Annotated in this window: 21 protein-coding genes; 7 read left to right on the forward strand and 14 right to left on the reverse strand. The window is 32.2% G+C overall.

The genetic code is table 11. The features are described from left to right. Positions 1 to 5: 5 nt before the first annotated feature. The 8 genes from ACAM25_RS09515 to ACAM25_RS09550 all read right to left on the reverse strand — a co-directional run bounded on the left by ACAM25_RS09515 (position 6) and on the right by ACAM25_RS09550 (position 8,076). Positions 6 to 551, reverse strand: coding sequence for a hypothetical protein (locus ACAM25_RS09515; RefSeq protein ID WP_369609492.1), 546 nt, complete (start codon positions 549 to 551; stop codon positions 6 to 8). Next, positions 509 to 949, reverse strand: coding sequence for a hypothetical protein (locus ACAM25_RS09520; RefSeq protein WP_369609493.1), 441 nt, complete (start codon positions 947 to 949; stop codon positions 509 to 511). Before ACAM25_RS09520 ends, ACAM25_RS09515 begins: the two co-directional genes overlap by 43 nt. After that, a complete protein-coding gene (locus tag ACAM25_RS09525) occupies positions 937 to 1,245 on the reverse strand; it encodes an RNase L inhibitor (RefSeq protein ID WP_369609494.1) in 309 nt (102 codons plus the stop codon). Before ACAM25_RS09525 ends, ACAM25_RS09520 begins: the two co-directional genes overlap by 13 nt. Next, positions 1,242 to 2,477, reverse strand: coding sequence for a (Fe-S)-binding protein (locus tag ACAM25_RS09530; RefSeq protein ID WP_369609495.1), 1,236 nt, complete (start codon positions 2,475 to 2,477; stop codon positions 1,242 to 1,244). Before ACAM25_RS09530 ends, ACAM25_RS09525 begins: the two co-directional genes overlap by 4 nt. A gap of 16 nt (positions 2,478 to 2,493) precedes the next feature. Then, the gene (locus ACAM25_RS09535; RefSeq protein WP_369609496.1) at positions 2,494 to 3,381 is read right to left on the reverse strand and encodes a hypothetical protein; all 888 of its coding nucleotides are present in this window, start codon (positions 3,379 to 3,381) and stop codon (positions 2,494 to 2,496) included. Continuing rightward, a complete protein-coding gene (locus tag ACAM25_RS09540) occupies positions 3,382 to 5,643 on the reverse strand; it encodes a nickel-dependent hydrogenase large subunit (protein ID WP_369609497.1) in 2,262 nt (753 codons plus the stop codon). A 1-nt stretch (position 5,644) separates the two neighbouring features. After that, the gene (locus tag ACAM25_RS09545; RefSeq protein ID WP_369609498.1) at positions 5,645 to 6,994 is read right to left on the reverse strand and encodes a cytochrome B; all 1,350 of its coding nucleotides are present in this window, start codon (positions 6,992 to 6,994) and stop codon (positions 5,645 to 5,647) included. An 80-nt stretch (positions 6,995 to 7,074) separates the two neighbouring features. Continuing rightward, positions 7,075 to 8,076 carry a hypothetical protein gene (locus ACAM25_RS09550; RefSeq protein ID WP_369609499.1) on the reverse strand — a complete coding sequence of 334 codons (1,002 nt, stop codon included), beginning with the start codon at positions 8,074 to 8,076 and terminating at the stop codon, positions 7,075 to 7,077. Positions 8,077 to 8,160: 84 nt separating this feature from the next. Here ACAM25_RS09550 and ACAM25_RS09555 point away from each other — a divergent pair, with 84 nt between their 5' ends. The 4 genes from ACAM25_RS09555 to ACAM25_RS09570 all read left to right on the forward strand — a co-directional run bounded on the left by ACAM25_RS09555 (position 8,161) and on the right by ACAM25_RS09570 (position 12,356). Further along, positions 8,161 to 9,414 carry a thioredoxin domain-containing protein gene (locus ACAM25_RS09555; protein ID WP_369609500.1) on the forward strand — a complete coding sequence of 418 codons (1,254 nt, stop codon included), beginning with the start codon at positions 8,161 to 8,163 and terminating at the stop codon, positions 9,412 to 9,414. Further along, complete coding sequence (locus ACAM25_RS09560; protein WP_369609501.1) at positions 9,395 to 9,868, forward strand: hypothetical protein; 474 nt, start codon at positions 9,395 to 9,397, stop codon at positions 9,866 to 9,868. Before ACAM25_RS09555 ends, ACAM25_RS09560 begins: the two co-directional genes overlap by 20 nt. Positions 9,869 to 9,936: 68 nt before the next feature. Further along, positions 9,937 to 11,388: an APC family permease gene (locus tag ACAM25_RS09565; RefSeq protein WP_369609502.1), complete on the forward strand. Its 1,452-nt coding sequence runs from the start codon at positions 9,937 to 9,939 to the stop codon at positions 11,386 to 11,388. A 32-nt stretch (positions 11,389 to 11,420) separates the two neighbouring features. Beyond that, on the forward strand, positions 11,421 to 12,356 hold the full coding sequence (locus tag ACAM25_RS09570; protein WP_369609503.1) for a right-handed parallel beta-helix repeat-containing protein: 936 nt from the start codon (positions 11,421 to 11,423) through the stop codon (positions 12,354 to 12,356). Here ACAM25_RS09570 and ACAM25_RS09575 read toward each other — a convergent pair. Continuing rightward, positions 12,333 to 12,566 (reverse strand): HypC/HybG/HupF family hydrogenase formation chaperone, encoded by a 234-nt coding sequence (locus tag ACAM25_RS09575; protein ID WP_369609504.1) that lies wholly within the window; start codon positions 12,564 to 12,566, stop codon positions 12,333 to 12,335. The two genes, ACAM25_RS09570 and ACAM25_RS09575, sit on opposite strands and share 24 nt — an antisense overlap. Positions 12,567 to 12,609: 43 nt before the next feature. Between ACAM25_RS09575 and ACAM25_RS09580 the strand changes: the two genes are divergently transcribed. Beyond that, the gene (locus ACAM25_RS09580) at positions 12,610 to 13,776 is read left to right on the forward strand and encodes a nickel-dependent hydrogenase large subunit (RefSeq protein WP_369609505.1); all 1,167 of its coding nucleotides are present in this window, start codon (positions 12,610 to 12,612) and stop codon (positions 13,774 to 13,776) included. On the opposite strand, the gene hypF is transcribed toward ACAM25_RS09580, so the two are convergent. Further along, a complete protein-coding gene (gene hypF / locus ACAM25_RS09585) occupies positions 13,773 to 15,995 on the reverse strand; it encodes a carbamoyltransferase HypF (RefSeq protein WP_369609506.1) in 2,223 nt (740 codons plus the stop codon). The genes ACAM25_RS09580 and hypF overlap by 4 nt on opposite strands. A gap of 160 nt (positions 15,996 to 16,155) precedes the next feature. Here hypF and ACAM25_RS09590 point away from each other — a divergent pair, with 160 nt between their 5' ends. Continuing rightward, complete coding sequence (locus ACAM25_RS09590; RefSeq protein WP_369609507.1) at positions 16,156 to 16,668, forward strand: hypothetical protein; 513 nt, start codon at positions 16,156 to 16,158, stop codon at positions 16,666 to 16,668. Here the strand turns inward: ACAM25_RS09590 and ACAM25_RS09595 are convergent. The 4 genes from ACAM25_RS09595 to ACAM25_RS09610 all read right to left on the reverse strand — a co-directional run bounded on the left by ACAM25_RS09595 (position 16,660) and on the right by ACAM25_RS09610 (position 19,515). Then, positions 16,660 to 17,016, reverse strand: a complete 357-nt coding sequence (locus ACAM25_RS09595) for a winged helix-turn-helix transcriptional regulator (protein WP_369609508.1) — start codon at positions 17,014 to 17,016, stop codon at positions 16,660 to 16,662. The two genes, ACAM25_RS09590 and ACAM25_RS09595, sit on opposite strands and share 9 nt — an antisense overlap. A gap of 20 nt (positions 17,017 to 17,036) precedes the next feature. Further along, the gene (locus ACAM25_RS09600) at positions 17,037 to 18,548 is read right to left on the reverse strand and encodes a nickel-dependent hydrogenase large subunit (protein ID WP_369609509.1); all 1,512 of its coding nucleotides are present in this window, start codon (positions 18,546 to 18,548) and stop codon (positions 17,037 to 17,039) included. Beyond that, on the reverse strand, positions 18,541 to 18,990 hold the full coding sequence (locus tag ACAM25_RS09605) for a hypothetical protein (protein ID WP_369609510.1): 450 nt from the start codon (positions 18,988 to 18,990) through the stop codon (positions 18,541 to 18,543). Before ACAM25_RS09605 ends, ACAM25_RS09600 begins: the two co-directional genes overlap by 8 nt. Before the next feature lie 126 nt (positions 18,991 to 19,116). Further along, entirely contained in the window at positions 19,117 to 19,515 is a 399-nt protein-coding gene (locus ACAM25_RS09610; RefSeq protein WP_369609511.1) for a hypothetical protein, read from the reverse strand. Between the two features lie 44 nt (positions 19,516 to 19,559). Between ACAM25_RS09610 and ACAM25_RS09615 the strand changes: the two genes are divergently transcribed. Continuing rightward, positions 19,560 to 20,087 (forward strand): CPBP family intramembrane glutamic endopeptidase, encoded by a 528-nt coding sequence (locus tag ACAM25_RS09615; protein WP_369609512.1) that lies wholly within the window; start codon positions 19,560 to 19,562, stop codon positions 20,085 to 20,087. Positions 20,088 to 20,099: the final 12 nt, after the last annotated feature.

Consider the following 20,099-nt stretch of genomic DNA (forward strand, 5'->3'; position numbering starts at 1 on the left):
TTTTTTCAAGTTTTTATTTTCTCTAATAATTTTTCTAAATCAGAAAGCAAATTGTTGATATCAATAAAACTTTCAGACCTTTTTATGACTCTAATACGCTTATCAATTTGAACTGTAGTAAAATTCCTTAACATCATCTTAAAATCAGGATCATTAGTTATTACAATCCCATAATTTGTTACATTACCTATTAATGGCAAAACAGAAGGAATATTGAGATTTAATTTAACATTGTTCTCAATTTCTAAGTAAACTTCATAACTCCAAATAACATCTTCCACTTTTAGAGAGAACTTTTCTTTAAGACTTAACAAGAAGTATTCAACCCATTGTTGTACATTAGAACCCATAAAAGTTATTTCTTTAATAAAATCAATGTTTCTCTCGTCGGAAATTGCAGTAATTTTTGTACCTTTAATGTTTACTTCCATTGAGTTAGTTAAAAAAATTTGAAAAAACATATCTTTCGGAATAGGTCTAATAAAAGAAACTGAATAAACAATTTCTTTTATATTCTTTTCAATAATTCTTCTTTCATCATCTCCTTGCATAACTTTCCCCACTCGCTTAATTCTCCATCCTCATTTATAACTTCACACTCAATTACTGTTAAATCAGATGGAAGAGTTCCCATAATTCTAGCCATCTTTAAAAAACTATCAACATCCATAAAATACGCTTTTAAGTTTGTATATATATCTAAAAAATCGGAAAAAATACTATTCTCAAATTCTGGCTTATAAATTCTTAGTTCTTTTTTTCCTCTTTTCTCACTAGCTAGTAAAATGAAACTTGAAAGATTAAGTTCAGATAAAAAAGTTGATGCCTTTATTGCACCCAAACTTAAATCTATAACTTCTACTCCTTCTTTTCTTAACTCTTCCATTACTAATAACGGTATTTGATAATCCCCCTTATACCAATAACCTACTGCCCCTATTTTTGGCATTTCTTTAACCCTTTAGGTTTTATTGCTTGAGCTAACTGCCATAATACTTCTTCCGGATTTTCAATACTTAGTGGAGTTAAGTTTGATGCCAAAGCAGTTAGCCTTCTAGCTTCATCTACTGGCTTATTAGACTCTTTCAATTCAATATTAACATTATAATTTTTTAATAACTCCTTTAGGAGCTCTAATGAGTTTTCTCTTTGAAGCTTTAATGGATAAATAAGCTCCTTTGTCTTCTCTTCTATGTCTTTTATAATTTCATCAACACCTAAAAGACGGAATAAAAAACTACTCATACCTTTATACCCCTATCCAATAATTCTGTGAAATAAACTACCTTAAACTCAGCCTGTTTGTCTTTGACAGCGTTCTCAAGTGATAACATACAGTTTGGATCAAATACTATAACACTCTTACCTCCCCATTTAGTTAATTGCGCAACCACATAGTTTCTAACCTTTTTAACTACATCTTTCTTCTCCTCTATTAACTCTAGATGATGAGTACATGTATAGAGCTTATCAGATGAAGGACTCTCTTTAGGTTCAATAAATTGTGGAGCAGTTAACCTTAATAACTCTCTTGGCGGTTCCTCAATACCTCCTAATCTACTTAGAAATTCTGAATAATGTACAGTTGATGGTGCAGTTATATCAGCCTTATCTAATTTTATCTTACCTTGCTTGTAAGAGTCATAAACAGTCTTAGTTAAATGTTCGATAACTAGTGGTGGATTTTCCTTTATACTCTTTGGACCTTGCCATCTTAACCAGAAGTAACCAGCTCCATCGGTAGTAACTATTTTCTTAACGTTTAGTTCCTTAGCAGTGTCATATACATTTACTAATAACTCTCTAGCAGTCTCAAAATCACCTACGAAATATGCATAGTAGCCTGGATCACTGACTTTAGAACTTACAGTCACGCTTACTTTTAATTTGTTAAACACATTTAACGTTGAAGAAAGAATATCAGGGTCTTGAATTTCTAGCGGAGATGGAACATATAATATTTCACTATCCTTCTTATCCACATTAAAGCCCATTTTGTTAGCTGTTTCACTCCAGTTTACTATCCCTAAAGCATTCTTAAAATCTTTGGAGTTCTTAGCTAATTTTTCAGCACTTTCATAATTAAATCCAGAGTAATGTAGGATTCTCCTCATAATTAATGCAGTATACCAATTAGGGACTTCCATGGGTGATGTGAAAGTACAAGCCCCACATGCAGTACAGTCGTATGCAGATTCTGTCCAATGCTTAAATTCTTTTCCGGATATCCTTCTAAGCCTTAAAAACCTTGCAACGATACCATAACCAGTGTAAAACATTGAGTAAATTTTGTTAATTTCATAAGTTCTCCACGCTGGAACATCATAAAATTTCTTTGTTTCTAACCAGAATGGACAAGAATAACTACATATTCCACATCTCATACAGTTCTCTATTCCCATTACATCTGATGGAGTAAACTCGTCTAATGTCTTAGATGCTAATTTTCTATTTATTTCAACTTTACCTTTACTCAACCTAAACCCCCCGCATTTAAACTCTTCTTTTACCATATACACTACCAGCAAATCCTTTCTGTACGTAGTACCAGAACATATGGAATGCTTTACTGAATGGCGTATAGCCTATGAATATTCCCACTAAAGCAATATGCAAGCCATACCAATTTGCTTGATTTGGAATACCAAGATATGGGAATGTCCAATCATATGCAGCACCTAAACCAGTAATTATTATAGCAGCTAATAAGATAAGGAACACATAGTCACCAACACTACTTATCATTCTATGTCTTGTAGCATCATCAATTATTCTAGTTACTAAATAGCCAACTAAACCGGCTAAAGCTAATAAAGCCATAAAACTGCCATTCACAATAACTGAAAGAACACCCCATGGTGAAATTGTATTTGTAGCGACTTCAGCTGAGTTCCAGGCACCAACTGGGTTTAATATTCCACCGTGTGTATAAGACGCTGATCCTAATACTCCCAACTGATAACCAGACGTAAATGATTCCGGAACTGACGCTGGCATTAACCATCCTAATATATTTTGTATACCAGTTAGTCCACTAAATATGTAGTTCCAAGCAATTATATGAATTCCTACAACAATTATTAACCCTAAAATGAATATGTGGTTAAATATAGTTTCAAGAATTAATAATGGATCTTTTCTTGCAGCTCTACCAAAAGGCCTAGGAATTGCACTAACTGCTTCTCTAAATTCTCTAGCAAAACCTACTTCTCCTTTTATACCAGCCCTCGAGAATAGAAATTCTCTAGCAATCCTATATACGACACCAAAAACAAAAAATATTATGCCAAGTGGGAAAATTACATTCAATCCCCACCAATATAGACTTAACGGCGTAGCTGGACCGCCACTAGCTCCTATAGCAGCATGAACTACTATCACTCACTTCACCCTCATTGCAAATTTATAGAATGCTTTTATTGATTCACTTAAGTCTATTGGGGCGCCTAGTGTTATATATCTCACTTTTCCATTTGGTAGAACTACATGAACACCACATACAAAGCATGGATCAAATGATCTTAGTGTTGCAGCAAATTCAAATCCGTCCCATTGTTCTAATGGAGTTACTGTCAACTTAGGCACTCCTTGAATATTATATCCTGGGTTACCCTGAATTACTTCTTCAAATGTTCCTGCTCCACCGTTTTGAGCTAATAATGGATAAGGTGATATAGTTCCAATTACATCACTATAAGACTTCGTAACTCTTGGACCAGAATTAACAGTCGTAGGTTGTATTTGTTGCGGATTTATTGTAGGAACTGTTGGACCACTTCCTAAGGCTATAACTTCAGAGTGCCATTGTGCACCTCTTGGGGCTTCCTTAAGTCCAACTCCTATTGCAACATCTGTATTTGTGTTTTTCTTATAAGTCCAGTCATACTGATTACCTCTACTGACTGCTGTTTGACCATTCTTTATATAATTCAAGGCAGAGAACCAAGCTATCCATGCACCTCCAGCATCTAAAGCACATGCATGAGCTCTAGCTCTCATCCTTTCTACAGCATTAGTAGCTACAGTTATACTTCCATTAGATAATTTAGATGACAACATCCAAGGCGATACATACTTTATCTCAATCTCACCTTGAAGTTCCGGAGGTAGCACAATTCTAGAAGAAATAGTTTGAGGTAAGTTCCATGTAACAGACTGTTCATTGCTGTTATATTGAATTTCTATGCCAGCTGAAGAATATACCGCAGTATAAATAGGATCTGGAGCTTGTGGTTGTAAAACTTGTGCCCACATTACAGCCTGAGGATCAGCCTCTACATTGAAGAAATAATTCATTACTGGCTTATGTCCAGCATATGGAACTAATCTTGGAGACATTGCCCAACTATATTTACCTTGTGAATTACCAGAACCAAATGGATAACCTCTAGCCAAAGGCTGTGGTATAGTCCATTTTCTCCATGGATGATATGGGCTTACTGAATTGCCTATTGGATCCTGAGATATGCCAGACACTTCTGATGGAACTTCTGAATTGTTAACCCAATCTTCATAAAATGAGGATTCAACAAATTCTCTCATTCCTAAATTAATATCAATTAAACTATTAGTTACCAATTCTGGTGGAGAAGTTGCACTCTTTTGGATCACTAATCCCGGTTTAACTACTCTAGCTCTTCCCCATGCCCCCATATTTTCATAAGTAGCATCATATGGAGATACTGGAGTTGACGAAGGAGTTACACTAGGAGCCTCAGAAACATCGCTTTGCCCATAGCACAAGAAGTTACCTGGTCTATTACCCATTTCAGCAAATCCTAGATTATTAAAGTTCTTATCATAATAGGCTTGTACACCAAATACATTACCATAATCATTTAGGAATAAGTTTAGGATCTCCCAAATTGCAACTTGCTTCTTTGCATACGCTGTACCATCAACTAATCTTTGTAAATATCTTTGTAAGTTTTCTACTGTTGCTGGAACTCCTATTCCTCCTGGAACCATTGAAATTGGATGTGGAATTCTTAGATAGTATAATACTTCTGCCTCATGCATAATTCTCCATACATAAGCACCTTCTAGCCATATAGCCCCAATTATTGGCACTAAACCATCCATAATATCTGCTACAGTTCTCATTGTAACACCGCTAAATTTCAACTCGCTAGGAGCACCATTTGGAAAAGCTTCAGAATATTCTAATACTTTGCTTATTGGAGTCTGCTGTGCTAACTGATAAATCTCTGGAGGATAATAGCCAGCTATCTTAAAGAATAATGAACTCCAATCTGGTCCTCCTAATGCTGTTAGATGTACTGTTGCATCATAAACCATAGCGGCATCATTAGCTAACATAATTGTCTCTAAACCTAATGGTGGAGGAGCATAACCACCCATAGCCATTTCTTGTGCAATTCTCTCTATAAACTGATGATGTTCTCCACATATTCCGCATTCTCTTGATGCTAGCATTATAACATCTGGTGCTGGCTTGTTTCTTAAGAAAATCTCAAACCCTCTAAACATTCCAGCTCCAGCATAAGCCTCAGTAGCCCTAACTTGATTTTCACCTTCTATATTTACTGTTACTTGAATTCCTAGTTCTGGCTTTATTCTTACTATAGGTTCTATTACAACTGGTTTTGTCCAATCATATTTAAACAAATAGGAAGAAGCCATTTTAACTCACCCCCTTAGCTTTGGGAATTACGGGTTTACCTCTTCTTCTAGATAAGAAATACGAACCAACACCTACAACTATTCCAGCACCCACAGCTGCTGCTAATAACGTTGTTGAAGGTAATGTTGGTGCATTCGGAGGAGCATAGAATGGTTCATATAAATCTGGAAATCCTGGAGCAGTACAAGCTATACATACTCCCCCTCTCGTACATCCCCCAACTCCTCCAACCCAGCCTAGACGCGGTGCTGGACTATTTGCTTCTGTTCCTTTACATCCTAAACTATAAGTGCATTGCGGATCTCCGAAGTTTTTAGCAAAAATTCCTTGAGCGAAAAATCCAGCTCTGGGACAGTTCTGATGAGTCTCATTTCCATAAAAGAATTTTGGTCTATTAAATATATCTAAGTAAGTAGAAGGGGCAGGAGCTAATCCTCTCGCATATAATACTCCGGCTACTAATGTTCTCATAATCCAATCTCCAGCTGGTGGATCAGCAGCTATAGCAACAATTGGCTGTCCTAATTTACTTAACCAATGATAACTTGGTCCAGGGTAAGCAGTATTATAAGGAGAGTTTGTAACAGAGTATATATCCTCATCAATTACTTGCTCTCCTCTGAAATAACCTAGATCTTTTTCATATACCTCATGGATGTAAGCAGGAAAACCTAGAATTCCTCTGTAAGGATCATCTAACATTCCCATCACATATGTAGGAGATCTGTAACCTAAACCGTTTGTAGTTGCAGGAATTCCACCATAGGTTGCACAAGCACCAGTAGCGTAAACTAATGCAGCTTTTTTCATTAAGTTAAACACGAACTCATCGCATAGCAATACATGTCCAGATGGAGTTCTCCCAGCAGAACACCAGAAAGAACCAGATGGCTTCTCGTAATATAAGCCAAACTCATCAAACATTGTACCTTCAACAACTAATACATAAGGATCAAAAACACCAGCTAATGCAGCTTCCATAGTTGGATATGCCATATCGTCTTGTGGCATTAAAATTGGATGGTACACTAGATTTATGTTTCCTAGGTTTGTTATTGATGGAGCCCTTAAGGTTATCGGTTGTAAATTAAATGTGACTTGTGTCACTACGTCTTCAACAGCAGGATTCATTGCATCTATGAAAGCTATTGTATTTCCTCCACACCATCCGTTTCCTGTCCAGATTATGTTTATTGGATCTGATAGAGCGTCATTAGCCATGTTAAATAAGTCCTTCCATGTTAGTCCCTTTTCTATCATCCATGTTGTAAGACCAGTAATCCCAGCTAATTTCATGAAATCTCTTCTACTAATCCCTATCTTAACTTGTTTTGGCTTCGGTTCCTTCACTTTAATCCCCTTTACTAGGTATCTTTTAGTATACCAGATTTATAAATTTTACTTATAAACTAATGATATCTTATTTTTTATTACTTATATTCAAATTTACTAAAATAGTAATAAATTGTTGGTATGAGTGATATAATAAAAGAGCTAAATGATAAAGCATAAGTAGCTGGAATTAAATTATAAAAATAGGCTACAGAAGCACCAAAAAATAATTCTGCAATAGAGGGAATTAGTGTAAAATGAGGAATTACTTTTATGTTTTCACTTTTTCTATCAACGTAGTAAAAGAGAATTGAAAGTGATACAAGAGTTATAAGTGCATATGGAATTTCGTTTATGGTTAGAGAATAGTAGAATTCTGTTACGGAAAGAGATAAAGTAATTAGGCCAAATAAAAGATAATAAAATAGGCTAATTTTTCCTTTTATATACCTATATGAAAAATATACGGAGAGAAATAACGAAAGAAGCAATTCTAGTACTGAAGCCTCATTTATTGGATCATGAGATAAGGGTAGAATCGAATGAGTCATTTCTGAAGCTATATTAGGGCCTGCAAAAATAAGTAACGAAAGAAGTAAAATATCCCTATTTTTAAACTTATAAGATAAATAAGCTATTTCAGGGAAAATCATTAGAAAAAACATAAATGAATTTACTACCTCAAGGATAGCTGGGACTACAATTTGAGATATTGAGAGTGAAAAACTAGGTATGTCTGTCCCATAAAAATAAAGGCTATATAATGCGTTAGTTAAATTATTTCTCACAATTGCATAATAAAGTAAACTCATAACAATTTCTTGGAAAATGAGAGAAGATACTATTGCAAATTTATATTTTCCTAGGTTATAACTTAATTGCATGATTAACCAAAAGTAGACTGAAATTAGGAGGGTTAAAATAAGATCTGAAGGAGAAACAAGAACGAGGAAAACCACTGTAGTTATGTAACTCATAAGAAGAAATAAGTATCCAAGCTTATTTTTCAATGCAAACTCAAATGAGATAGTGACTGTTATGGTCATTATAATAATGTACACTATATATAGAAGGACTAAATTGTGGATTTCACCGTTCATATAATTACTCTTATCAAAAATAATTATAAAGTTTACTATAATATACCTAGTATAGCTTATTAACTGTGAAAATAAATTATATTTATGAACTTTCTTTCATGGAATCAGGCAATTTATAAAAATAAAGAATTAATTGCACTCTTCATGATAACTTCTTGGTGCGAGTATTGTGAAGAACAAGAAAAAGAGTTTGACTTCGAGATCAATGACAAAGTTTCTTTAGTAAAAGAAGATGCCGATGAGAGAATAGATTTAGCTGTAAGATATACACCACAGATTTATCCATGCATCAGTTTAATAGCTAAAGATTCTGTTATAGGTGGTACATACGGTTTAGTTAAAAAAGATAAAATAAAAGAGATGGTTAATGATGCACTAGAACTAATCAGCGGAAAAGGCAAAATTATAACACCTCCTGAAATTTCTCATAAAGTTGATAAGTTTACTCCTAATTATGCCTTAAATCATATATTAAGAGTATGTGAAGGTTATTTTGATTGGAAAGAAGGAGGATTTGAAAAAGAACCAAAATATGTTTCTCCAGAGGTTTTACAATTATTTTTGCATTTTAATGATTATTATCATAAACTAATGGTAGAGGTTACTTTAGATAATGCTATAGAATACTTATGGGATAATGGATTTTATTTATTTTCTAAGACAATTGATTGGAAGGAACCTTACAAGGCTAAACTACTAGATTATAATGCAGAAATGGTAAGAACTCTTTTAAAGGCTTATGAAGTAGTTAAAGATGATACTTACTTGGATTATGCTATAAAAACAATAGAGTGGATTCTTAAGAAGAAGGATAACCAAGGCTACTTTATTAACTCTGAATTCCTTGGGAAGGAGGATAAAAGACCATTTTTAAATGTAAACTCTAACGTAGGTAACGCCCTTATAGAAGCTTATAAATTTACTGAGGATGAAAAGTATATTGAAGAAGCTAAAGAGTTATCTGATAAGCTAGTAATTTCTCATAGAATTGACACTCTAACTCCACCTTATTTAATAGATATTGCATCTTACCTTAGTTTTCTATCCAAATTGGATATTAATAAAGCAAAGAGACTTAGTGTAATTCTTCAGGATTATAAAGGAGATAAAGCGTACTATGATGTAACTCTGAATTATGCAAAAGAGAATTTAATAGGAAGATATCATTTCCTTTATGATAATACTCTATTAGCTGAGGCTTTCATGAACTTAGGCTTTATTGATGAGGCCAAGAAGATTATTGATAGTTTTCTAGCCTCTTATGGTATTTATACGTATTATAATCAGGCAAAATATGCTATTATTCTAGGTGAGCTTTATGGTTTATTTACTCACTAAAATTTTCTTTGGATTATTGGCATTAGATCAAGTAGTCTTTATATTTGAAGTTTTAAGTATACTTAACAATTCCAGCTTTTCTCCTTTAACTGAAATTAATTATATTCTAGGTTTATTAACAATCTTAATATTAATAGCAAGGTTATTCATATTGTTTAATGGCTATCCTAGATATGTTTCAATACTTCTCTTTATACCAATAATTAATGTATTTGCTGTGCCTTACATTTCTTACAAACTTACATCTTCTAAGTTATTGTCTGGCATAACATTTGGATTATGGTTTGTCAACTTAGTCTTTACGTTAATAGCTAATATACCACCAATAATTTACTTCGGAGAGGGATATTATTTCCTAAACCAGTTTGTAATACTTGATTTATTTTCTTTAGCATCGCTCCTGAGTTTAGGCTATTGTGTGATATATAGAGAGAAAAAGATGAAAAGTACTTAATTCACTTTATAATCGAAATAAAAGTTTATATATCAGTAATACCGACTATACTATTAGGTGGGAAAAGTATGGGTATATTAAGCAAAAAGGTAGGATGGCTTGAGAAAGAAGTTCTGCACATTTTAGATCTAATACCACTCTCGACCTCTAGTGTTGCACCTACATTCAGCATAGCTGCCGCCTATGGAAGCATGGTAGCATTAATGGGTCCTTCAGCAATTATGGCTGTGATAACTTCATTCCCCTTCTTCCTTTTTGCATCTATTATATTTAGACAATTAAATAAAAAAGCTCCTCATTGTGGAGCTTCTTATCATTGGGGTGCCAAGTTAGTTAGTACGAGGTATGGTGCTTTTCAATTTTGGATTGTTACTTTAGCTTATTTCTTATCACTACCACCCATAATTATACCAGCTGGTGAATATACTCTTGATTTACTTTATAGACTTGGTTTAATAAGTAGGGGAATGGAGTTAAGCGTATTTTGGGATTCTATTGTGGGAATAATTTGGGCTTTAATTGCAGCAATACCATTATTATTGGGGGCAAAACCAACAGCAAGATTTACAGAAGTATTCCTTGCAATAGAGTTAGTAATACTTTCTTCATTTGTAGTAATCGGAATTATCTCTTTACCTACTCATGCTGTAAATCAATTTAATTGGTCATGGTTCTTTAATCCTAAGTGGTTCTCAACCCCCTCATACTTTTTAACTTTAGCCGCAACAATGGTAATAGTAGCAACAATACTTGACGGTTGGGAGATTGATAGTTACGCATCAGAAGAATCTAAAAAACCCTATCACTGGCCAGGTTTATCTGGTATAGTGGGGCTAATTAGTGTGTTCATAATTTATATAATTACGATGCCTATTATGACTATCGAGACGCCAATATCGGCCTTAGCTTCAAGTGTTGATCCTTTAGCCAGATGGGCTTCTTACGTAATTCCGCAATATGTTTGGTTAATGGATATTGCTGTAATTGCTTCTACAGCCTCTTCTTTATGGCTTACAGCATTTATACTAACTAGGGCATGGTATGCAGCTGGAAGAGAAGGATTATTGCCAAAACCATTTGGATGGGTAAGTGAAAAATTCAAATCACCATGGTTTTCAATATTAATAGCAACTCTCTTCGAAGTTATAGTGCAATTACTGGAGCTTACATCTCCAAGCGTTCAATCATTTTTCGGGCTAGTATTAACTGGGGCTGGCGCATTCTTATTGACGGAATTTGGAATGGATTCACTAACAGCTACAATAACTTGGTGGAGAAACTATAGAACAAGTATAAAAGACTGGATAATTCGTATAATTGCCCCTATTACCTCACTAGGGATGTTTGGAATTATAATTATGGGTGTAATTAATGCCGGACCGGCATTTGGATATAGTACTATAGAATATAGCTTAACACTTTTGATATTAACCTTAATAGGAGTTCCGTTTATCTTTAGACATTATAATATAATAACACCTAATTGGTTACACCAAGTAACAAAGAAAGAGTTAAGATAAAAGTTTTTATATACAAAAAATAATGCATTTCTGTGACTTTAAAAACTCTGATTTTACTCTTTATCATTACGGTATCTTCCTTTACTATCTGTGCTGTTACAAATCAAGTTAATCATTCAGTTATTATAATTGGAAAGAAAAATCTAACTATTTCCGGGCTAAATATAGTAAATGGTAATATAACAATTATTAACTCAAGTAATATAGTAATAGAAAATAATATGATATATAACAGTATCTATTTTGGCATATTCGTGTATAATTCTACTAATATTACGATAGAGCATAATGTGATATCTAATTCTTATTATGATGGAATATCTATAAGAAAATCAAGTAGTGTAATTATAAAATATAACATTATATCAAATGATACAAATGGTAATGGAATATCTATATGGGATAATAGTAAAAATGTAATTATTAGTAATAATCTTCTATCTAATGATGATTACGGAATTTTTATACTTATGAGTTCTATTGTTAATATATATAATAATACTCTCTTTAAGATATATTATTATGGAATTTATCTTTATCAAGTTAGTGATATAAAAGTGTTGAATAATTCCATTTCTTTCTCTGACGTTGGAATTGAAACTGAATACGGAAATATAATCCTTATCCTTTCAAATATAATTAAATATGATCTAGTTGGCGTTTATATAGGAGATGGTTTAGAAAACTTTAGCTTGATAAATAATATAATTCAAAACTCTAGGTTTTTTGGCATTTTAATTAAATATTATCCTGAAGAATTTGAATATGAAGAGAATAGTTTTCTTAATAATACAGCTAATCTTTTTTATGAGTATAATAGTACTTTACCTAAACAACAAGTTATAGGAGCAGTTCCTCCAACTACTACATCAGAAGAAATAAACAGGACTAATTATCTTTATTATTTTTTAGTTATAGTTCCAGTATCTCTCATCATAGCATATCTACTGAGGAGGAGAAGAAAGTAATTCCCTCATTTCTTTTTCATATTTAATCATCTCAAGGTATTCTTTCTCACTAATTTTACTTACAATCATACCATAGCTTACTACTACATAATCTCCTTCCTTTATGTCATCCTCATTATTTATAACTGGTTCTACTATACCATTTCCATAATCAACAAATGCAATCATTCCCTCAATTTGTACAACTTTCGCAGGTAAACTTATGCACATAAAATAATAATATTTTTTATACTTTTAAATCTTCATATATTTTATGAGTTTATATGATTTAGAGATTATTGACCTTGATGTCTTCGTTAAAGAGGGAAAAGTAGTTAAAGCAAAATGTTCTGGTAATAAAATTAGAGGATTTGAGAAGTCTTTTATAGGAAAGGAAGCTAAAATATTTTATGAAATTTTACCTAGAGTTTTAGCAACGTGTAGTCAATCCCACTTATATGTATATCTACAACCTCATATGAATACTCCAATAACTGAAATACTTATGACCCTCGAAATAGTTGATAGCCATTTAAAGCATCCCTATGCCTATTGGTTTCCTCATTTAATAAAAGATGAGCAGTTCTCTTTTCCATCCGGTGATAAATTTAAAAGAGTTAGTTTAATTTCAAGAAAGATAAAAGAATTAATGGAAAAGATAGGAGGAAGATGGCCTCATATTGACTATATAAAAGAAAATAAAGAGATAAGATTAAGAAAAGATGATATAAAAGATATTACAAGTTTCATAGAGAATGAATTATTGGGAATGAGTATTGAAGATTTTTTAAGCGTAAAAAACATAGAGGATTTTTCTGGCGATATGAAGTTATTGATTGAAAAAGGAATTGAAGCATTAGACTGGAATACTGGTCTTAGAGATCATTTAGTCGTAGGATATCCATTTTCTGGTAATTTTGATTATAATAAAATAGAGGATAAAGGTATTGAAGTACTCTATGATGGTAAAAAAGTAGAAGTAGGGCCTTTGGCTCAAGCATTAACTTTTGATCAACTAGTTAAAAATTATTTTAATAAATATGGACCTTCTCCTCTTTTAAGAGAAATATCTAGAGTGAAAGTCCTTGCAAAATTATTAAATAATATTAGAGATACTGAGTTAAAAAGTGAGAAATTCGAACCTCAAGACGGACATTTTATTTCATTTGCTGAATCAATAAGAGGGTCACTAATTCATGATTACATAATAAAAGATGGTAAGATTTTATCGTATAAAATTATTCAACCAACAACATTTATAGCATCACCTAATGGTGCTTTAGAAAAATCAGTGGTAGGATTACATATTAAAAATCCTAAAGATCCAGTTGAATTAGCATTAACTGTTTCTTCATTGGATACATGCTTCGTAACAAGAGTTAAAGTATTTGATGATAATAATAATCTATTAACAACAAAAAGAATTGGAGGTTTTTGCTAAATAAATGTTGCATAATATGCCTGGCCAAGAGCTATTCCACCGTCACCAGCTGGTACCCTTTTTGGAGTTATTATTTCTACTCCTTCAGAGTTCTCTATCATCCCTTTCAATATATATTCATTAACTGCAGCACCTCCCGAAACTAAAATTCTTTCGGGGTTAAGTTTTAATGCAGCTTTTACTAAACTTTTACCAAGCTTATATTGGACTGTAATAGCTAAATCATTTAGAGGTTTATCTCTGTTTTCGAGTAACCATTTAAAAATTAATGTTGTGTCTATCTCTTCCCCTACAATAGGGATTTCAAGATCTAATATTTTTCCTCCTCTAGCTACTGCTTCTAATTTCATTGCTGGCTCACCTTCATAAGTTCTATGGTCACACACGCCAAGAAATGCTGATACAGAGTCTAATACTCTACCAGTACTTGAAGTAAATATAGTAGCTTTTTTAGATAATTTTTCAAGGATATTTAGTTCCCTTTCATCTAATTTAACAATATTTTTTATTTCTTCCCAATCCATAAATGTTGATAAAAATAAAGCTAGCATCCTCCTAGGTTTAATTGCATTTATATCTCCACCTATATAAGGAACATATTTTAAGTGATATTTTCTCTCATATTTTTCTCCACTAAATTTAATTATTTCTCCTCCCCATCCGTTTCCGTCATCGCCATAACCTATTCCATCTATAGCAATTCCTACACCATCTTCATAACCATAATCTGCAGCAACGCTTAGTATGTGAGCATAATGATGCTGTACTTGAATTAACTCTGCAGAGAACTTTTCAGCCAACTTGGAAGCTAAATAAGTACTTTGATATGCTGGATTCTTATCAGCTACCACAACCTTAGGTCTTATGTTATACCAAGAAATTAGTAAATTTAAATATTTATCTAGATCATTTAAAGTTTCTAATTCATCTGTATCTCCTATGTATTGTGTTAGAACTACTTTATTATTAAAAGCTATTGAACCAGCATTCTGTAACTCGGCTCCTACAGTAACTACTGGTTCCTTAACATATCTCTTTAACTTTATCCACGTTGGTGCATAGCCCCTACTCCTCCTTAATAAAATTGGCCTTCCAGCAGAGACTCTTACAACACTATCATCAACTCTATTTACGATCTTTCTATTATGATATAACACATAGTCAACTATTCCCTTTAGTTTCTCTCTAACACAGTTTTCATCTATACACATTGGAAATCCATGTTTATTACCACTAGTCATAATTAGTAAATGAGTTTTTACTTCATTTAGTAAGAGATAATGAAGAGGAGTGTAGTACAAGAAGAACCCTTCTTTATCTAAACCTGGAGAGATATATTTAGATAATTCGTAAGGATCTTTTTTATTAAGGAGAACTATTGGTCTTTGAGGAGATAAAAGTAAATCTTTCTCAATAGGTGATATGATAGCATATTTTTCCACTATAGGTAAATCTAATGCCATTACTGCAAATGGCTGTTGTGGTCTGTTTTTTCTTTCCCTTAATTTTAATACAACATCGTCATTAAATGGATCCGCAGAAATATGAAAACCTCCAATACCTTTGATTGCTACAATGTATCCCTCCATAAGTAGTTTCGCTGTAGTAACTATTGGATCTCCTTCTAATCTTTCTCCATCTATTGTTTCTAAAAACAATGAAGGTCCACATTTTGGACAACTAATTCCTTGAGCGTCAAATCTTCTTTCATCAGATGGATTATAATATTCAGCCTTACAATCTTCACATAAAGGAAAATCATTCATCGCTGTATTTTCTCTATCATAAGGAAGCTTATATATCATTGAAAATCTAGGTCCACAATAAGCACAGCTATTAAAAGGATATCTATATCTTCTATTTTTTGGATTAAGCACTTCTCTCATACATTCCTCGCATACAGAAAAATCTGGTGGAATCTCACTTGGTTCTTTGATTTCACTTCCACTAGGTAAAATTTTAAAGTCAGAAAAAAGTTTAATATCTGATTCTTCTATTTCGATATTTTCTATTTTCGCTGTTGGAGGCAACTTAGAAAATAATAATTTAATGAAATATGCTATTTCTTCTCTTTCACCTTCGATGTGTACTTCAACTTCACTACCACCCATATTTTTTACATATCCTTTTACATTAGATTTTATAGCTATTCTATATATGAATGGCCTAAATCCTACTCCTTGTACTATACCACTTATAATTATCCTATAAGCTTCCATATTTTATCATATAACAAGGGTGATATATAACTTTAAATAACAATAATGAATTTCATAAAACTTCTAAAAAATTACTTATAATTTAATACTTTTATCATTTTAAATTGCAAAAAGTATCATATAATCAAATTTATATTTTGAAGAAATATACATTGTATCTATGAAAGAAAACAATTATGAGGAAGATGAGGAGTATAAAGAGGGAATTAAGAAATTAGCAGAAATTGTTATTTATTTAAATAGTAGTGGCATCCTTGATTCAATACTTGACTTACTGAAATCTGGTAAATTACTTAAAATAATTAGATCTCCTACATTTAGGGCAGTAATAGAACTATTAGGAGACTTGCAACAAATGATTGATTCTGGAGAAGTGAATCCGGACGATTTTATTAATGGCATAATAGCTATTGCTAAACATTTAGATAAGATAGGTAAAATAGTTAGTACTTTAGAAAAACATGGAATACTTGATGTAATGACCAATGGATTATCAAAAGCAGCTGAAAAAATTGTTAAAGAAAATAGTGAATCTAATATTGTACAATTATTAGCTTCTTTTGATGACCCAGATGTAAAGATGACACTCGCTTATCTTCAGTATATGTTAAAAGAACTAGGAAAATCTACTCGGCCTTTAATAGAGAAAAATAATAATGGAAGCTCAACATAAATATGCGTCCTTGTTATTATCAAGTAAGTTTATTAAACTGATTAATATCTGAAGAGCATTCTTTACTGCCTTTCCTTCGGTAGTTATTGAATAGTAAACCTTTATAGGTTCTGAGGAATCCACTTCTCTTTTAACTAACTTAGCTTTCTCTAACTCCTTTAATCTTATTGATAAGGTCCTTTGAGTTAAACCTTTAATCTTCCTTTGAATCTCATTAAATCTCATTTTTCCATATTTATCTAAAATAACTAAAATTGCGTACGTATATTTTTTCATTATTAATTCCAGTAATTTAGAAGAATATAAAAAACATAATTCTTTATCTTCAGCTATGCAACATTCAACCATAACAAAATATTTGAAAATTACTAAATAAGCTTTAGCATGTGCACATTACATACCATACAAGCATCATGAGACCTAACTATATGATAAACCTCAATTGGATTATCTACATTAGAAACTTCAGTACCTATTAAAGCTAAAGGTAAATGACTCTTATTACCTAAAGGATCCTCTGGACCCATGTTAATTTGAGTAGGAGTCACAATTTGATAATTTAAGATCTTACCACCTTTAATTACTATCCAATGACCTAATGCACCTCTTGGAGCTTCAACTAACCCATATCCTTTTCCTTCAATAACATCGTTCGGTTTCTTATAAGTAGGCTTACCGAACTTAAAATTATTTAACTCATTAATCATAAGTTCATTATAAATTATTATTCTTATTATCCTGGCAATTATTCTTGAAAGTACACTTGGACCAATCTTATCGACCATATCAAAGACTATAGGATTTTTTGAAATAGTTAACATTGCTAATGCGCCAACTTCTGGTGCCAATAACTTACCATCATATTTATATCTAAAGCACTTAGTCAATGAATATTTTCTTTTATCATCTGTTAAGTTGGGATTTGTCTCACCTTGAAAAGGATGTAAACCAATATTATCTCCTAAAGTATATGTGTAATATGAAGAATTAACGAATTCTAGTATATTCTCTTGATTAAATTCCTTAAATTCCTTCTCTTTTACAAAGAAAATACCAGGTTTAAAATATTTCTTCCTTGGAACTCCTACATATTCTTCTGATGGTAAATGACCATAACTGAGGAAAATTCCAGAACCATATCCCAATTTATGCCAATTAGCTTCTAATCCAAATTCGATTATTTTTGATAAGTCTCCTTGTTTATAATCTTCAGCCCATTGTAATAAGTCTTTATAACTTTTAACGGTGCTCATAAATTGCTCTACTGGTCCTCCTAAGATAGTTTTTTCTAAATAATTTTGTTTAATATTTATCAATATTGATATTGCTTTATTTATCTCATTAGGTAAAGGATCTGATGTGACCCCTCCAGGAATTATAGCTGAACCATGAGGCCATTGACCTCCAAAAATAGCATAAACTTCAGTATACTTTTTTGACCATCTAAAACATTCTTTGTATGATGAACCATTAATAGGGGCCCATCTCTTTAAAGCTTCATCAAAAATCGCATAATCTTGGTATTTTCTGTTCACAACATCAATTAAAAACATAAAATAAGTATGCCTTAAATCATTTTGACAACTTTCAGCCATACTCAATACATTTCTTATCCTTACAGCATTTTCTGGGACTTCAGCATTATAAATCATATCTAATGCTGAGGCTGATGCATATAAATGAGAGGCTCCACATATACCACAGACTCTTGGGGTTATAACTAAAGCGTCTAAAGGATTTTTACCTTTAAGAATTATTTCTATACCTCTAAATAATCTTGAGATTATTTTAGCATCAACAACTTTATTCTTTTCAAACTTTACCTCAACATCTAAATCTCCTTCAACTCTATTAAATGGAGAAATAATTTTATTACTCAAGCCACTCCACCTTTTCATCTTTCTTGTACAAAGGTTTCACTAAGAAATTAGGCGCAGAAGCTCTAGCTATAGCTGAGTAAGTAGTATAAGCACCTCTACTCACTCCTAAGGGTAACCTCTTCGGTAAACCACTTCTGTTTTTTTCAGTTACGAAAAAGTTAAATGTAGGGAAATCAAACTCTGTACACCCAAAACATGGAGTACCAACTCTAGTCTTACTACTCTGATTATTCCAGAGAATTATATTACATGGACTTTTAGTGAATGAACCCCTACAACCTAAGTCAAAATATAAACATCCTTCTCTATGTCCGAACTCTTTTAAAGATATTTTATATGAGAAGTATAAACTCCTTGGACAACCAAATTGTGTAGTTGTACTATAAATTATTTTTAATCTTTGGTACTCATCTAAATCCTCTTCAGATAAGCTATCTGTCAATATTTTAGATAATGTTGTAGTAATCCACTCTGGATGAGCTGGACATCCAGGAATATTTATTACTGGAAAATTCTTTCTAGATCTGTAATCTTTCCCTAAAAATCCTCCTTTTTCTTTTTTATGAAATTATAAACCAGTAGATTCTGTTGGATTTGGCTCAGAAGCCGGAACACCACCAAAACTTGCACAATCTCCAACAGCTACAACATAATTTGCTACTTTCGAAATCTCATAAACCCAGTCCTTCATAGGCTTTCCAGCAAAAATATTAAACTTTCCAGTACCATTTGGACCTAAAACTACAGTACCTTCAAATATAAATACGTCTAACTGAATTTTCTCTTTAATAATTTGTTGCAAAATTTCTCTTACTTTATCACCAGTTTCTAAAGATAATGATGGATGCCATAATAACTTTGCATTATACATTTCGAAGAACTCTAATACATCTGGATTTTCTGCATTAAGAAATGAAAGTGTGTTACCACCACATGCTCCTCCTTGAAGCCATAAAATTGTTCTCATTATTTAACTTTATATAATTAAAGTATAAAACTTTATATATATATATGAAAATAGAGGAATTATTTGCAGGAATTATACTTCCTCTTATCGTTATACCAGAAGAATTTTTTGTTTACTCTGTCATACATAATTTTACAGCAATTTACGTTGTTGGTATAATAGTAATTATAGGTGAAATAATATCTGCATTTCTGGCTAAAATTCTGACTAAGAAAAAATTAAAAATAGAAATTAACAAAGGCCTAGTCTTTCTAGTCCTTATAATACCTTTATCATTTTTCCCCGGGTTAACACAAACTTCTTCCCCTTCTTTTTATACTATCTTAATACCGGCTGGAATTGTTGGAGGTATTTGTGAAGAAATAATTTACAGAGGTTATGTTTTATCTGATACAACTAGTATATTTATCCAAGGAATTTTATGGGGGATTCTTCATATATTTGACGGTTTACTATTCTTCCTATGGACAATTGTTATAGGTATAATTTTTGGTTTCATAGCTAAACGATATGGAATTTTACCTACAATGTTAATTCATGTAATTTCAAATATTCTTCGAATTTTATTGTAATTTTATTTTATA

This window comes from Sulfurisphaera javensis (assembly GCF_041154675.1).
Lineage (GTDB): Archaea > Thermoproteota > Thermoprotei_A > Sulfolobales > Sulfolobaceae > Sulfurisphaera > Sulfurisphaera javensis.

Bases quoted from the DNA above. Each gene is read 5' to 3' on its own strand.
- ACAM25_RS09515 (WP_369609492.1), bottom strand. From the start codon at position 551: ATGCAAGGAGATGATGAAAGAAGAATTATTGAAAAGAATATAAAAGAA.
- ACAM25_RS09520 (WP_369609493.1), bottom strand. From the start codon at position 949: ATGCCAAAAATAGGGGCAGTAGGTTATTGGTATAAGGGGGATTATCAA.
- ACAM25_RS09525 (WP_369609494.1), bottom strand. From the start codon at position 1,245: ATGAGTAGTTTTTTATTCCGTCTTTTAGGTGTTGATGAAATTATAAAA.
- ACAM25_RS09540 (WP_369609497.1), bottom strand. From the start codon at position 5,643: ATGGCTTCTTCCTATTTGTTTAAATATGATTGGACAAAACCAGTTGTA.
- ACAM25_RS09550 (WP_369609499.1), bottom strand. From the start codon at position 8,076: ATGAACGGTGAAATCCACAATTTAGTCCTTCTATATATAGTGTACATT.
- ACAM25_RS09555 (WP_369609500.1), top strand. From the start codon at position 8,161: ATGAACTTTCTTTCATGGAATCAGGCAATTTATAAAAATAAAGAATTA.
- ACAM25_RS09560 (WP_369609501.1), top strand. From the start codon at position 9,395: ATGGTTTATTTACTCACTAAAATTTTCTTTGGATTATTGGCATTAGAT.
- ACAM25_RS09565 (WP_369609502.1), top strand. From the start codon at position 9,937: ATGGGTATATTAAGCAAAAAGGTAGGATGGCTTGAGAAAGAAGTTCTG.
- ACAM25_RS09575 (WP_369609504.1), bottom strand. From the start codon at position 12,566: ATGTGCATAAGTTTACCTGCGAAAGTTGTACAAATTGAGGGAATGATT.
- ACAM25_RS09580 (WP_369609505.1), top strand. From the start codon at position 12,610: ATGAGTTTATATGATTTAGAGATTATTGACCTTGATGTCTTCGTTAAA.
- hypF (WP_369609506.1), bottom strand. From the start codon at position 15,995: ATGGAAGCTTATAGGATAATTATAAGTGGTATAGTACAAGGAGTAGGA.
- ACAM25_RS09590 (WP_369609507.1), top strand. From the start codon at position 16,156: ATGAAAGAAAACAATTATGAGGAAGATGAGGAGTATAAAGAGGGAATT.
- ACAM25_RS09595 (WP_369609508.1), bottom strand. From the start codon at position 17,016: ATGGTTGAATGTTGCATAGCTGAAGATAAAGAATTATGTTTTTTATAT.
- ACAM25_RS09610 (WP_369609511.1), bottom strand. From the start codon at position 19,515: ATGAGAACAATTTTATGGCTTCAAGGAGGAGCATGTGGTGGTAACACA.
- ACAM25_RS09615 (WP_369609512.1), top strand. From the start codon at position 19,560: ATGAAAATAGAGGAATTATTTGCAGGAATTATACTTCCTCTTATCGTT.